We start from the raw sequence: 13756 nt of genomic DNA on the forward strand, positions 1-13756 counted from the left end.
GGCCCGCAGCAGTGCGGGTCGCGGCCTTCGCCGTATCTGTCGTGCGGCCGGCTCAGTGGAAGAAGTGCCGGGTCCCGGTGAAGTACATCGCCACGCCGGCCTTCTGCGCGGCCTCGACGACCTGTTCGTCGCGGACGGAACCGCCCGGCTGGACCACGGCCTTGATACCGGCGGCCGTGAGGATCTCCAGCCCGTCGGGGAAGGGGAAGAAGGCGTCGGAGGCGGCGTACGAGCCCTGTGCGCGCTCGGCGCCCGCCCGCTCGACGGCGAGCTTCGCCGAGTCGACGCGGTTGACCTGGCCCATGCCGACGCCGACCGAGGCGCCGTCCTTCGCGAGCAGGATGGCGTTGGACTTGACGGCGCGGCAGGCCTTCCACGCGAAGGCGAGCTCGGCGAGCTCGTCCGCGGAGAGCGCGTCGCCGGTGGCGAGGGTCCAGTTGGCCGGGTCGTCGCCCTCGGCCTGGAAGACATCGCTCTGCTGGAGCAGCACGCCGCCGGAGATCGGCTTGAGGTCGCCCGGCTGGTGCGGGTGCCCGTCCACCTTCAGGACGCGGATGTTCTTCTTCTTGGCCAGGATCTCGACGGCGCCGTCCTCGTAGGCGGGGGCGGCGATGACCTCGGTGAAGATCTCGGCGACCTGCTCGGCGAGCTCGACGGTCACCGGGCGGTTGACGGCGATGACGCCGCCGAAGGCCGACAGCGGGTCGCAGGCGTGCGCCTTGCGGTGGGCGGCGGCGATGTCCTCGTCGTTGCCGGCGACCGCGATACCGCACGGGTTGGCGTGCTTGATGATCGCGACGCAGGGCTCTTCGTGGTCGTAGGCGGCCCGGCGGGCGGCCTCGGTGTCCACGTAGTTGTTGAAGGACATCTCCTTGCCGTGCAGCTGCTCGGCGTTGGCGAGCCCGCCCGGCTGGCCATCGGTGTAGAGGGCGGCGGCCTGGTGCGGGTTCTCGCCGTAGCGCAGGGTCGACTTGCGCTCCCAGGCGCCGGCCAGGAACTCGGGCAGCACGGCCTCCGGCTCCGGGGCGTACGTGTTCGTGAACCAGGAGGCCACGGCCACGTCGTAGGCGGCGGTGTGCTGGAAGGCCTCGGCCGCCAGCCGCTTGCGCGCGGTGAGGTCGAAGCCGCCGCCCTGCGCCGCCGCGAGGACGTCGGCGTAACGCTCGGGGCTGGTCACGACCGCGACGGAGGGGTGGTTCTTGGCGGCGGCGCGGACCATGGAGGGGCCGCCGATGTCGATCTGCTCGACGCACTCGTCGGGGGTGGCGCCCGAGGCGACGGTCTCCCGGAACGGGTACAGGTTGACGATCACCAGGTCGAAGGGCTCGACGCCCAGCTCGGCGAGCTGGTTGCGGTGGTCCTCCAGGCGCAGGTCGGCGAGGATCCCGGCGTGCACGCGCGGGTGCAGGGTCTTGACCCGGCCGTCCAGGCACTCGGGGAAGCCGGTCAGCTCCTCGACCTTGGTGACGGGCACCCCGGCCGCGGCGATCTTCGAGGCGGTGGAGCCGGTGGAGACGAGCGCGACGCCCGCCTCGTGCAGGCCGCGGGCCAGCTCTTCCAGTCCCGTCTTGTCGTAGACACTGACGAGCGCACGCCGGATCGGCCGCTGGGTCGTGGTCGGGTCGTTGCTCTCTACGGCGGTCACTGGATTGTTACCTTTCGTCCCTCAATGCGGTAGCCGTGTCGGGCCAGGCGCCCCACGACGTCGACGAGCAGCTGGCGCTCGACTTCCTTGATGCGCTCATGGAGAGCGGCTTCGTCGTCCTCGTCCCGGATCTCGACGACACCCTGGGCGATGATCGGCCCGGTGTCGACGCCGGAGTCCACGAAGTGGACCGTGCAGCCGGTGACCTTCGCCCCGTAGGCGAGCGCGTCCCGTACGCCGTGGGCGCCGGGGAAGGCGGGGAGGAGGGCGGGGTGGGTGTTGATGAACCGGCCGCCGAAGCGGTCGATGAACGCCTTGCCGACGATCTTCATGAAACCGGCGGACACGACGAGGTCCGGAGCGTGGGCGGCGGTCGCCTCCGTGAGGGCGGTGTCCCACTCCTCGCGGCTCCCGTAGGCCTTGACCGAGCACACGAAGGTGGGGATCCCCGCCTTCTCGGCGCGCTCCAGGCCGACGATGTTCTCGCGGTCGGCCCCCACGGCGACGACTTCGGCGCCGAAGCCCTCTGATCCGCCGGGGTGGGCGTCGATGGCGTCGAGCAGGGCCTGGAGGTTGGTGCCGGAACCGGAAACCAGCACGACCAGGCGGGAGGCGGCCATGGGAGGCCCTTTCTCACGGAATGCGGTGTTCGTCTTTGTATGGTCATACGAAACTTCGGGGTACCGATATACGGGGGACCATACGAAGCAACCGACCGCCTGCAACGATACCGGCACACGGGACGGCCCCCGAGGGACGGGGGGACGGCCGAGGGGTAGCGTCTGCGTACAAGCCGAACCGACGTCGTCGTGACGTCCTTGACACAGGGGAAGTAACACACCCGATGCCGGACCGCCGTCAGCCCGACTCCCCCACCGACGACAACCCCTTCGCGGCTCCCCCGGAAGGCCGGCCCGACCAGCCGTGGCAGCCCCGCGGCGGGGGCGACGGCGGCGGGGACGGGAACGGCCGGCCGGATTCCGAGGGCCGGGGCGGACCGGCGCGCTGGGACCCGACGGACCCGATCCAGCGCCGCGCCCGCTACGCGCTGCTGGCCGGCATGTGGGGCTTCTTCTTCGGGATCTTCGGGATCCCGTCGGTGGGACTGCTGCTGGGGGCGCTCGCCCTGTACTGGGGCATCAGCGCGCTGCGGGGCAAGCCCGCGCCGAAGGAACCCGGCCAGGAGACCGCCCCCAGCGGCCTGGCGGCCCTCGGCGAGGCCGCCCGCCCCCAGCGCACGGCGGCGGTGAGCGGCCTGGTCACGGCCACACTGGCGATCCTGCTGGCGATGAGCTCGTACGCCGTACAGCTCGCGTACAAGGACTTCTACGTCTGCCGCGACGACGCCCTGACGAACGCGGCGGAACTCCAGTGCAACAGGCTCCTCCCGGACAACTTCCTGGGCCAGGTCCTGAAGGTCCGCCAGTAGCGATCGCCCTACGCCGACCGCCCCCTGAGCCGCGTCGGGCGGAAGGAGCCGTTCAGCTACTGCGCCGGGGGCTTCTCTGCCACGCTGTGACCGGCGTGGCAGGGCGGGCCGGGTGGTCGAGGTGCCTTCGGGGGGAGGGATCCGTGCAGGAGTTCGCGTACGACGCGTTCATCTCCTACAGCCGGGCCGCCGACCGCGAGCTGGCCCTCGCCCTCCAGTACGGGCTGCACACCTTCGCCAAACCCTGGCACCGCCTGCGGGCCCTTCGGGTGTTCCGGGACGAGGGGAGCCTCGCCGCCGGCTCGCGGCTCTGGGGCTCGATCGAGCGAGCCCTGGACTCCTCCCGCCATCTCATCCTGCTGGCCTCGGCGGACTCGGCCCGCGCTCCCTGGGTCGAGAAGGAGGTGGAGCACTGGTGTGCCCGCCGGGGCACCGACAACCTGCTCATCGTCCTCACCGAACCGCCCGCTGCCGACGACGACGCGGGCGGCGGCGGTGCGCGGCAGCTTCCGGGGATGGCCTGGGACGCGGACCGCAACGACTTCGACTGGCAGAGGACCACCGTGCTGCCGAGGTGCCTGGCGGGACGCTTCCACGAGATGCCCCTCGTCGTGCCGCTGGGCTGGGCCCGTGCCAGGTCCGAACTGTCGTTGCGCGACCCGGACTTCCGCACGGCGGTGGCCGGCCTCGCGGCGGCCGTGCGGGGCGTCGAGAAGGACACCCTCATCGGCGAGGACGTCCGTCTGCACCGCAGGACACGGCACACCGTCCGCTCGGCACTCGCCCTGCTGACCGCCCTCGCCGTGACCGCCTCGATCGCCGCGGTGACGGCCGTGCGCCAGCGGGACCTGGCCCGGGACCAGACCGCGCTGGCCGAGGTGCGCCAGTACGTGGCGCAGTCCCGCAACGCCTCCGACCCCTATGTGGCCGTGGCCCTCGCGATCGCCGCCGAACAGCGGATCGCCCCGGCCCTTCCCGAGGCCCGTGCGGCCTTCGGCGATGCACTGCGCGGACTGGACTCCTGGAGTTCACGCCTGGTCGGCGAGGTGCCCTTGGAGACGTCCGGCGTCTTCGGCTCCCTGAGCTGGTCGGCGGACGGCACCCAGGTGCGGATGGCCGACATCGACGGAAGGGTGTCGGGCTGGACGGTTCGGGACGGCCGTGCGGTGCAGCCGCTGCAGGCTGTGGCCGTACCCACGGGCACCATGACACCCGACGGCGTCCGGTGGAGCCCGGACGGCGGGTCGTTGCTGTCAAGACTCCACGACGGCCGCATGACGATGTCGTACCTGGTGAGCGACGCCGTTTCGGGCCGAGCGACGGCCGGTCCGTTCACCGTCTCGGAAGAAGAGGGCTTCATCAGGGACCTCGCCCTGTCCCCGCGCGGGAAAGTGCTCGCCACCAGCCAGCAAGAGGGAATCAAACTCTGGGATGTCGGGACCGGCCGCCGGCTCGGCGATCCGCTGCCCGGTTCCCAAGCGGACAACTACCCCCTGATGTGGTCTCCCGACGGGGGAAGGCTCGCCACGGTGGGCACGGCGGGCATAGGGGTCTGGGACGCGGACCGGGGCACGTTGCTCTGGTCCGACCGACGGGCGGTCAATGACAACGCCCTGTCCTGGTCCCCGGACGGGAGCCGCGTCGTCACCGGAGGTCATGACGGAACGGTCCGCTGGTGGGACGCCCGTACGGGCGCCCTGTCCACGGCGTCCTCCGGGCAGCACGACCCCATCAGCCAGGTCCTCTGGTCGCCCGACGGCGCCCGCGTGGCGGTGGCCGATGACAGCGGCACGATCCGGCTCTGGGACGCGGGCGCGAGCAGTCCGGTCGCGACGACGCTCGCGCGCGACAGCAAACACTTCCTCCGGTCGCTCGCCTGGTCCCCTGACGGCCGCTTCCTCGCCGGGGCGTTCAGCAGCGACATCGGCAGCGGCCCCAGCCGCTCCGTGTTCCGCCTGTGGGAGGTGGCGCAACAACCACCTCCGCAGGCCGGACTCAGCGGCCCGACCGAGGGCGTGCTCGCCCTGGCCTGGTCCCCGGAGGGCCGACACATCGCCGGCGGCAGCACCGACGACGCCGTGTGGATATGGGACGCCGTGACCGGGGATCCCGTCGGAGGCAGCCCGATCCGGGAGGAGTACCCCCGCGACCATGTGCAGGCCATCGCCTGGGATCCCGGCGGGCGTCGGCTGCTGCGGGCCACTGGCAACGGACTGCGGGTGTGGTCGGCGACGACCACGGCGGATACCTCCCGCCCCTGGTGGGGAAGCGGGGGCGCGGTCACCGTCGCCTGGTCCCCCGACGGCACGAAGGTGGCCGACGGAACGGACGAGGGCCAGGTCCGTGTCTGGGACCCCGACACCGGCCGGCCGGCTGCCGAACAGCCCGACCGTGCCACCGCGAGCGGCGAGGCCACGGAAGGCGGCAAGGACTCCTGGACCAGGACCGGAGGGGTCCAGTCCGTGGCCTGGTCCCCCGACAACCGGCGACTGGCCGCCGTCCTGGGCGACGGCTCGCTGCACCGGTGGGACGCGGACAGCGGCCGGCCGCTGGGCCCGGCTCCCCAGGCGTCACCACACCTGGCTCGCTCCATGGCCTGGTCGCCCGACGGCGCACTCATCGCCACCGGTGGCGTGGACGGCACCATCCGGCTCTGGGACGGCGGCACCGGCCGACAGCTGCCGACGGAACTCAGAGGCGGCGACAGCGTGATCGATTCGCTGGTCTGGTCCCCTGACTCGACCGCGCTGGTCTCCGGCGACGACGCGGGAACGATCCGGGTGTGGGACCCGCGCCACTACGCACTGCTCCAGCAACGTGAGGCCGCGCACCCCGGCGGCGTCACCGCGCTGAGCTGGTCCCCCGACGGCAGCCGGCTGGTCAGCGGCGGCAGGGACAAGACGGTGCGGCTCTGGCAGGGCACGACCGAGCGAGAGGCCTGCCGCCTGGTCGCCGAGGCCCTGCGCCGGACGCCGACGACCCCCGAACTGAGCGGGGCCACCGGCAGCGGCGCCGACATCTGTTCCCGGCCCTCGCGGATCCGCGACTATCCGCTCCTCCCGCTCCTGCCCGCCCGACGGAAATGAGCACGCCATGACCCGACCCGTCCTACGCACCCTGCCGCTGCTCCTGGTGGGCCTGCTCCTCGCCGGATGCACAGGCTCGTCGGGAGGCGGGAACACCCCGCCCCGCACCACTGTCTCGACCTCCGCCACCCCGAAGACCGCCTCACCGGCGTCCGCCGAAGGGCTGGCCGGCGTGGACTGGACGAAGGTGATCGACGACATCGACTGTCTCGCCGCGGGGAACCAGGGGATCGAGGTCCTGGGCACCAAGCAAGCCGACGTCCGCGGCAAGGGCGTCCGCGACACCTTCGTCTGGTTCGACTGCGTCCACGGGGCCTCCACCTGGCCCGAACAGCTGGAGGTGTTCGACGGATCGTCACCAGCGGGCGACCCGAGGCGGATCGCCGTACTGATCAGCGCCGAGGAATCGTCGGGGGGCCCACCTCTGCGGATCAGGGACCTGTCGTTCTCCGGCGACACCGTCACCGTGGACCTGAGGACGTACGGCCCGCAGGACGCCCGGTGCTGCCCCACCGGCTCCGAGCGCCGCTCCTACGCCTGGACCGGGAGCCGCTTCGTCCAGCGGCCCGCGGCCTAGCCAGGGGATGTCCGGCTAGGCAGGCGGCTTTCGGCGGGGCAGGACGCGGGCGCCCGACACCGGCGGGGCGAGCGGCGGGGACGGCGGCTTCGCCGGGGTCAGGATCGGGGTCAGGTCCAGGCTGAGGCCGGGCACCACCGTCACCGGCCGGTGCTGCCGGGCGGGGTACGGGGCTGGGTCTGAGACCGGGGCCGGGTCTGGGTCTGAGGCCGGGGCCGGAGCCGGGGCCGGGGCCGGGGCCGGGGCCGGGGCCGGGGCCGGGGCCGGGGCCGGGGCCGGGGCCGGAGCTGGGGACGGGGCCGGGGCCGGGGCCGGTGACGGGGCCGGTGACGGGGCCGGGGCCGACGTCAAGGCCGGAGCCGGAGCCGGGGAGGGGGCCGGCGTCAAGGCCGGGGACGGGATGTCAGGGACCAGGGTGCCCGCCGCGCGGCGCAGCGCCGCCCACCGAACCTCCCGCACACCGCTGTCGTGCCACCCGTCCTCCCCGGCGACCGCAGCCCCGGCCCTGACCGGCCGCGTCCGCCACGCCTGCACCCCCACCGCCACCGGCACGGCCAGCGCCAGCGTCCACGCGGAGGCCGCCGCGCCCACCGCCCACCACACCGGCCCGAAGTCCGCCAGCCCCCGCGACCCCAGCGGCCCCGCCGACGCCGCCGCCAGCCCGGCCATGAGCAGCCCGCACACCAGCGCGCCCAGCGCGGCCGTGAGCGCGGTCTCCCCGTACGAGACCTCGCGCGCCCGGCGCACCGCGAACCAGCCCACCGCCAGCCCGGTCGCCACCGGCACCCCGACGACCGCCCAGGTCAGCGGCGTCCCGGGCCCCTCGGGCGGAAGCGCCGCCAGCAGCGGGAACCGGGGCAGAGCGGGCGACCCCGTGAACCCGAGCGGCGTGGCGCTCACGCCGGCGCCGAGCGCGAAGCCCGGCCCGAGCGCATAGGCCGCGCCCCACACCATGGCGTTCGGGATCAGCGCGAACGCCAGCAGCAGCACCGCGAAGCGGCCCGACCACACCCCCGTGAGCCCCAGGAAGGTCCCCTGGACCTCCGCACCGTGCCACGCGAGCGAGCCGCCGACGAGCAGCACGCCTCCGCCCAGCAGGACGAGGGCCCCGCCCGCCCCGGCCCGGAGCGCCAGCGCGTACCGGGGGCGCGCGACTGCCCTCCGTACGCCCGCCGGAACCCAGGACACCGACAATCCGGCCGGCCGCCCCCGGACCGCCCACACCCCACCGGCGGCGCCGATCACGGCGACCAGCGGAACGTGCCAGGCCGCACTCAGCGGGTCGGCCGGCATGGGCCCGCCCGCCGCGTACACCGTGGCGAGGGCCCCGACGGCCAGATAGCCGCACAGCACCGCCGAGACGACGGCGCCGGCCGGCAGCACCTCCTCCCCCTCCGTCTCCTCCTCGGAGGCGCTCCCCAGCCGCGCGGCCCGCCGCACGAGCAGCACGGGCAGAGCGACGAGCAGCAGCGGGGTCAGGCCGACGGGCGCGGGCACGCCGGAGAGCGTCTCGTACCGCACCAGTTCCGTCCCGTGGGCGAGCAGCCACAGCCCGGCGGCGAGGTGCAGGGCCCCGCCGGGGCCGCTGTCGGGGTAGGGCGAGCTGATCCACAGCACGATGACGAGCACGGCGAGGAAGCCGAGCCCGAGTCCGGCCGCCACGGCGCCGCCCACCACGCATGCGGCCGCCGCCGGGGAGCGGCGCCGCCGGACGGGTCGCGGGGCTGCGGACAACGGGGTCCCGCGTTCGGTCACTTGGGTCACCCCGCCATGGTGCCAACGACACGCGCTATGGGCGGGTAACAGGCGAATATCCGTGGTGTCGCCCAATATACGTTTATGTACTTTTTCGCCCAGAGCGGTCGGGTCGCGGGGAGCGTGGCATGACACAAAGCGTCGAGAGGGGCTCGGAGCTGTACCTCCCCGCCCCGAAGGAACGCCGCCGGCTGCGCGAGGCGGCGGACCTGACGCACGAACAGGTCGCGGCGGCCGTGGGCGTCACCGTGACCACCGTGCGCTCCTGGGAGGCGGGCCGCACGGATCCGCGCGGGCGCAAGCGCGAGGCGTACGCGAAGTTCCTGACCGGCCTCGCGGAGCCGTCGCAGGACGCGCCCAGTCCCGAAGCCGAGGGCCCGACATCGGCCGACCCGGACCCGCCGTCACCCGCCGCGTCCGCGTCCCGGGCCGAAGCCGAGGGCCCGACATCGGCCGACCCGGACCCGCCGTCACCCGCCGCGTCCGGGGCCGAAGCCGACCCCGCCATGACGCCGGACGGGCCCGCCGACCCGGCCGCCACGCCGGCCGAGCCCGTACCGGCCGTCGTCGTCGCCGGGCAAGAGCCCGTCGGAGACCACCCGTCCGGCGCACCCGGCGCGGGCGAAGGCGGCGTGGGTCCCGGTCCCGGGACAGGGACCCACGCCCCGTCCGGCACGGACGGGGCGTGGGCCCCGGACGCGAGTGAAGGCGGCGCAGCCGCCGGGGCACCCGGGCGCCCCGCCCCCGGCGGGGCCGAACCGGCTTTCGACGACCTCTACGCCCAGGCCGCCTCCGGCCTCGTCCACCAGGCCTACCTGCTCACCGGCCGCCGGGCCCTCGCCCAGGAGGCGGTGGAGCGGGCGTTCCGCCAGGCCTGGCGGCAGTGGCCGGAGGTGGCCACCGATCCGGACCCGGTGGGCTGGGTCCGGATCGCCGCGTACGAGTACGCCCTCTCCCCCTGGCACCAGATGCGCCCGGCCGGCCGGGCGCCCGACGAGCCCCCCGCCGAGCCCGCCGACCGGATCCTCCTCGACGCCCTGCTCGCGCTCCCCACCGCCCACCGCCGCACCGTCCTGCTGTACGACGGTGTCGGCCTCGACCTCCCCGACACCGCCGCCGAGACCGAGGCCAGCACCCCCACCGCGGGCGGCCGCCTGCTCCACGCGCACGCGGCCCTCGCCGAACGGATCCCCGAACTGGCGGACGCACCGCCCGAGGAGTTTTCCGCGCTGCTGCACGCCCGGCTCGCCGCGCTGACCCCGGCGGTACCGCTCGAACCGCGCCCCGCCGCCGCCGTACGGGGCCACGCCGAGCGGCGTACCCGGCGCTGGACCCGCGCCGCCGTCAGCCTGACCTCGGTCATCGCGGTCGCGACCGCCTATACGGCCGCGACCGCGCCCACCCGCTACGAGCCGCCGATCGCCCCCGGCTCGAACGTCTCGGGCGTACCCCCGCTCAGCGGCCCCCAGCAGCTGACCGAGCAGAGCAGGCAGCTCCACGACAAGCTGCGCGCGGACCCGGCCGCCGGTCCCGCCCGCATCGCCCCGCGGACCGAATGAGAAGTCGACGGGAAACGGGGCGTGGCCCGCACCCGGGAAGGGTGCGGGCCACGCCCGTAACACGTACTGCTACTGCTACTGCTACTGCTGCTTACTGAGCGGCGTTCAGGATCTCGCGCGCCAGCTTCGCGGTCTCGGTCGGCGTCTTGCCGACCTTCACGCCGGCGGCCTCAAGGGCCTCCTTCTTGGCCTGCGCGGTGCCGGAAGAGCCGGAGACGATGGCGCCCGCGTGGCCCATGGTCTTGCCCTCGGGGGCGGTGAAGCCCGCGACGTAGCCGACGACCGGCTTGGTGACGTTCTTCGCGATGAAGTCCGCCGCACGCTCCTCGGCGTCGCCGCCGATCTCGCCGATCATGACGATCAGGTCGGTGTCGGGGTCGGCCTCGAACGCCTCCAGGGCGTCGATGTGCGTGGTGCCGATGACCGGGTCGCCACCGATGCCGACGGCCGAGGAGAAGCCGATGTCACGGAGCTCGTACATCATCTGGTAGGTCAGCGTGCCGGACTTGGACACGAGACCGATGCGGCCGGGCTTGGTGATGTCGCCCGGGATGATGCCGGCGTTGGACTGGCCGGGGGTGATCAGACCCGGGCAGTTCGGGCCGATGATCCGCGTCTTGTTGCCCTTGGCGGTCGCGTACGACCAGAAGGCGGCGGAGTCGTGCACCGCGATGCCCTCGGTGATGACGACGGCCAGCGGGATCTCGGCGTCGATGGCCTCGACGACGGCGGCCTTGGCGAAGGCCGGCGGGACGAAGAGGACGGAGACGTTGGCGCCCGTCTTCTCCATCGCCTCGGCGACGGAGCCGAAGACCGGGACCTCGGTGCCGTCGAAGTCGACGGTGGTGCCGGCCTTGCGCGGGTTCACGCCGCCGACGATGTTGGTGCCGTCAGCCAGCATCAGCTTGGTGTGCTTCATGCCCGTGGCACCGGTCATGCCCTGGACGATGACCTTGCTGTCCTTGTTGAGGAAGATAGCCATGTGAGTCTGTGACCTCTGCCCTTACTTCGCAGCCGCGAGCTCGGCGGCCTTGTCGGCCGCGCCGTCCATGGTGTCCACGCGCTGCACCAGCGGGTGGTTGGCGTCCGAGAGGATCTTGCGACCCAGCTCGGCGTTGTTGCCGTCGAGACGGACGACGAGCGGCTTGGTGACCGCCTCGCCCTTCTCCTCCAGCAGGGCCAGCGCCTGGACGATGCCGTTGGCGACCTCGTCGCACGCGGTGATGCCACCGAAGACGTTGACGAAGACGGACTTGACGTCCGGGTCGCCGAGGATGATCTCGAGACCGTTGGCCATGACGGCGGCGGAGGCGCCACCGCCGATGTCCAGGAAGTTGGCGGGCTTGACGCCGCCGTGGTTCTCGCCGGCGTACGCGACGACGTCGAGGGTGCTCATGACGAGACCCGCGCCGTTGCCGATGATGCCGACCTCACCGTCGAGCTTCACGTAGTTGAGGTTCTTCGCCTTGGCGGCGGCCTCGAGCGGGTTCGCGGCCGCGTGGTCCACGAACTCCTCGTGGCCCGGCTGGCGGAACTCGGCGTTCTCGTCGAGCGAGACCTTGCCGTCGAGCGCGATGACGTCGCCGGAGGCGACCTTCGCGAGCGGGTTGACCTCGACGAGGAGCGCGTCCTCGGCGATGAAGGTGTCCCACAGGGTCACCAGGACCTCGGCCACCTTCTCGGCGACCTCGGCCGGGAACTGCGCCAGGGCGACGATCTCGCGGGCCTTCTCGATGGTCACGCCCTCGTTGGCGTTCACCGGGACCTTGGCGAGCTTCTCGGGGGTCTCCTCCGCGACCTGCTCGATGTCCATGCCACCCGCGACCGAGGCCATGGCCAGGAAGGTGCGGTTGGTGCGGTCGAGGAGGTAGGAGACGTAGTACTCCTCCAGGATCTCCGGAGCGGTCTCGGCGATCATCACCTTGTGGACCGTGTGGCCCTTGATGTCCATGCCGAGAATGTCCGTCGCCCGGGCGACAGCCTCGTCCGGGGTGGCGGCCAGCTTCACGCCGCCGGCCTTACCGCGGCCGCCGACCTTCACCTGCGCCTTGACGACCGACTTGCCGCCCAGCCGCTCGGTGGCCTCGCGAGCCGCCTCAGGCGTGTCGATGACTTCACCGGCCAGCACCGGTACACCGTGCTTGGCGAAGAGGTCCCTCGCCTGGTACTCGAACAGGTCCACGCGCGTCCGTCCCTTGTCTTTTTAAAGATTCGCAGTGATTCGCGGTTGTCTGCTATCTGCGTGGGCGTGCCGCGGAGGGCAACGTGACGGCGCTGTCACAAGGAAGGCGCACACGGTGACCGTGGACGCGGCATGTCCGTCCCGCAGGTTATCCCCGTGGGACGTAGGTCCCTAAATCGCAGATCACACCTGAGCGGTGATACCTGTCACAGAACACCTCACGGTTGAACAGGAGGTTCGTGTGATCTGCCGATTCCCCGTGGTCCGCGCGCGGCCGGTCACGACACCGGCAGGGGCCGCTTCTCCAGGGCCGCGGCCATCACCTCCGGGAACAGGTCGGGGGTGCAGGCGAAGGCGGGCGCGCCCAGCGCCGCGAGGGCCGCGGCGTGCTCGCGGTCGTAGGCCGGGGCGCCCTCGTCGGACAGGGCCAGAAGGGTCACGAACTCGACGCCCGCGGCCTTCATCGCGGCGACCCGCCCCAGCATCTCGTTGCGTATGCCGCCCTCGTAGAGATCGCTGATCAGGACGACGACGGTGTCGGCGGGACGGGTGATCTTCGACTGGCAGTGGGCGAGGGCGCGGTTGATGTCGGTGCCGCCGCCGAGCTGGGTGCCGAACAGGACGTCGACCGGGTCGTCGAGCTGGTCCGTGAGGTCGACGACGGAGGTGTCGAAGACGACGAGGCGGGTGGCGATCGAGCGCATGGAGGCGAGGACGGCGCCGAAGACGGAGGCGTAGACGACGGAGGCCGCCATCGAACCCGACTGGTCGATGCAGAGGATCACCTCCTTCTTCACCGATTGGGCCGCACGGCCGTAGCCGATCAGCCTTTCGGGGACGACGGTGCCGTGCTCGGGCAGGTAGTTCTTGAGGTTGGCCCGGATCGTGCGGTTCCAGTCGATGTCGTGGTGACGGGGGCGGCTGGTCCGGGCGGAGCGGTCGAGGGCGCCCGTGAGGGTGGCCCGGGTGCGGGCCGCGAGGCGCTCCTCCAGCTGCTCGACCACCTTGCGGACCACGGCCCGCGCGGTCTCCTTCGTCGTGTCGGGCATCGCCTTGTTCAGGGAGAGCAGGGTGCCGACCAGGTGCACGTCGGGCTCGACGGCCTCCAGCATCTCCGGCTCCAAGAGGAGGGCGGACAGGCCGAGCCGCTCGATCGCGTCGCGCTGCATGACCTGGACCACCGAGCCGGGGAAGTACATACGGATGTCCCCGAGCCAGCGGGCCACGTGGGGCGCGGATCCGCCGAGCCCGGCCGACCGCGCCCCCGACGCCTTGCGGGAGCCGCCCGCGCCGCCCGCGCCGCCTCCGTCGTACAGCGCACCGAGGGCGGCGTCCATGGCCGCGTCCCGCCCGCTCAGCGCGCACCCGGTCCCGTCGCCGTCGCCCCCGCCGAACACCATCCGCCACCGCCTCAGCCGCTCGGCCCCGGCGGTGTCGCCCGCGCCGCCCCCGCCGCCGGCCGGCTCCCCCTCCGGCCCGGCGCCCGGGCGGCCCGCGGCGGCCGCGCCGTACGGGTCGGCGCT

The 13756-nt window shown here is 73.1% G+C and carries 10 protein-coding genes; 4 read left to right on the plus strand and 6 right to left on the minus strand.

Annotated elements, in window-relative coordinates:
* Positions 1-52 precede the first annotated feature (52 nt).
* Both purH and purN read right to left on the minus strand, forming a co-directional pair.
* Complete coding sequence (gene purH, locus ACFCZ1_RS35180; protein ID WP_376682356.1) at positions 53-1645, minus strand: bifunctional phosphoribosylaminoimidazolecarboxamide formyltransferase/IMP cyclohydrolase; 1593 nt, start codon at positions 1643-1645, stop codon at positions 53-55.
* A complete protein-coding gene (purN, locus tag ACFCZ1_RS35185; protein ID WP_376682357.1) occupies positions 1642-2265 on the minus strand; it encodes a phosphoribosylglycinamide formyltransferase in 624 nt (207 codons plus the stop codon). Before purN ends, purH begins: the two co-directional genes overlap by 4 nt.
* Positions 2266-2489: 224 nt before the next feature.
* Between purN and ACFCZ1_RS35190 the strand changes: the two genes are divergently transcribed.
* The 3 genes from ACFCZ1_RS35190 (at position 2490) to ACFCZ1_RS35200 (ending at position 6737) form a co-directional block, all read left to right on the plus strand.
* Positions 2490-3074, plus strand: a complete 585-nt coding sequence (locus ACFCZ1_RS35190) for a hypothetical protein (RefSeq protein WP_376682358.1) — start codon at positions 2490-2492, stop codon at positions 3072-3074.
* Positions 3075-3217: 143 nt separating this feature from the next.
* Positions 3218-6160, plus strand: a complete 2943-nt coding sequence (locus ACFCZ1_RS35195; protein ID WP_376682359.1) for a toll/interleukin-1 receptor domain-containing protein — start codon at positions 3218-3220, stop codon at positions 6158-6160.
* Positions 6161-6167: 7 nt separating this feature from the next.
* Positions 6168-6737 carry an LppP/LprE family lipoprotein gene (locus ACFCZ1_RS35200; RefSeq protein ID WP_376682360.1) on the plus strand — a complete coding sequence of 190 codons (570 nt, stop codon included), beginning with the start codon at positions 6168-6170 and terminating at the stop codon, positions 6735-6737.
* A gap of 15 nt (positions 6738-6752) precedes the next feature.
* On the opposite strand, the gene ACFCZ1_RS35205 is transcribed toward ACFCZ1_RS35200, so the two are convergent.
* Complete coding sequence (locus ACFCZ1_RS35205; RefSeq protein WP_376682361.1) at positions 6753-8501, minus strand: DUF6350 family protein; 1749 nt, start codon at positions 8499-8501, stop codon at positions 6753-6755.
* Positions 8502-8620: 119 nt separating this feature from the next.
* On the opposite strand from ACFCZ1_RS35205, the gene ACFCZ1_RS35210 reads away from it, so the two are divergent.
* Entirely contained in the window at positions 8621-10051 is a 1431-nt protein-coding gene (locus tag ACFCZ1_RS35210) for a helix-turn-helix domain-containing protein (protein ID WP_376682362.1), read from the plus strand.
* Between the two features lie 91 nt (positions 10052-10142).
* On the opposite strand, the gene sucD is transcribed toward ACFCZ1_RS35210, so the two are convergent.
* The 3 genes from sucD to ACFCZ1_RS35225 form a co-directional block, all read right to left on the minus strand.
* On the minus strand, positions 10143-11033 hold the full coding sequence (gene sucD, locus ACFCZ1_RS35215; protein WP_215016991.1) for a succinate--CoA ligase subunit alpha: 891 nt from the start codon (positions 11031-11033) through the stop codon (positions 10143-10145).
* A gap of 21 nt (positions 11034-11054) precedes the next feature.
* The gene (gene sucC, locus ACFCZ1_RS35220) at positions 11055-12233 is read right to left on the minus strand and encodes an ADP-forming succinate--CoA ligase subunit beta (protein WP_366100195.1); all 1179 of its coding nucleotides are present in this window, start codon (positions 12231-12233) and stop codon (positions 11055-11057) included.
* Between the two features lie 278 nt (positions 12234-12511).
* A complete protein-coding gene (locus ACFCZ1_RS35225) occupies positions 12512-13633 on the minus strand; it encodes a VWA domain-containing protein (protein ID WP_376682381.1) in 1122 nt (373 codons plus the stop codon).
* Between the last annotated feature and the right edge of the window lie 123 nt (positions 13634-13756).

Source organism: Streptomyces sp. NPDC056224, assembly GCF_042267665.1.
Classification (GTDB): domain Bacteria; phylum Actinomycetota; class Actinomycetes; order Streptomycetales; family Streptomycetaceae; genus Streptomyces.

Bases quoted from the DNA above. Each gene is read 5' to 3' on its own strand.
- ACFCZ1_RS35225 (WP_376682381.1), bottom strand. From the start codon at position 13,633: ATGGTGTTCGGCGGGGGCGACGGCGACGGGACCGGGTGCGCGCTGAGC.
- ACFCZ1_RS35200 (WP_376682360.1), top strand. From the start codon at position 6,168: ATGACCCGACCCGTCCTACGCACCCTGCCGCTGCTCCTGGTGGGCCTG.
- purN (WP_376682357.1), bottom strand. From the start codon at position 2,265: ATGGCCGCCTCCCGCCTGGTCGTGCTGGTTTCCGGTTCCGGCACCAAC.
- ACFCZ1_RS35210 (WP_376682362.1), top strand. From the start codon at position 8,621: ATGACACAAAGCGTCGAGAGGGGCTCGGAGCTGTACCTCCCCGCCCCG.
- ACFCZ1_RS35190 (WP_376682358.1), top strand. From the start codon at position 2,490: ATGCCGGACCGCCGTCAGCCCGACTCCCCCACCGACGACAACCCCTTC.
- sucD (WP_215016991.1), bottom strand. From the start codon at position 11,033: ATGGCTATCTTCCTCAACAAGGACAGCAAGGTCATCGTCCAGGGCATG.